The following is a 371-nucleotide window of genomic DNA, read 5'->3' as shown; positions in this document are numbered from 1 at the left end:
TAGGAAATGGACCCGCAAGCTCTCTGATTGCTTCCGTTGGCTCAATGAAAAATATGGTTCAAATCTGTATTTCAGGGGGACTGAGTTCACTCATAATGAGGATCATGAAACCCTTAACATGCATATGAATATCCTCTTTGATCTGCCGTATTTGAAGGGGAACGGCTGGCAGGATTTTCTTGCTGATGTTCGTGAGAGGATGTCGTGCATTGTTAAGGATGCGGGAACTCTTGAGTCTGTTGATGAGGTCACAAAATATGTGACTAAGCCGAACGATATTGAGACGATGGAGGATGGCCATCTTGAGTGGTTCTATAATGAGACACTCAATACGCGACTGATACAGAGGTACGGATCGTTTAATCGTTTAA

At 43.4% G+C, this 371-nt stretch carries 1 protein-coding gene; it reads left to right on the top strand.

All coding sequences use genetic code 11. The features are described 5' to 3' along the window. Window positions 1-371 (top strand): protein rep (locus tag KP705_RS19285; protein ID WP_215765477.1); only part of this gene is annotated, 371 nt, incomplete at both ends.

The organism is Gluconobacter sp. P1D12_c (assembly GCF_018812105.1).
GTDB classification, from domain to species: Bacteria; Pseudomonadota; Alphaproteobacteria; order Acetobacterales; family Acetobacteraceae; genus Gluconobacter; species Gluconobacter oxydans_A.
Note: the sequence above shows the minus strand (reverse complement) of the source record. Positions and strands in the feature narration are given on the sequence as shown.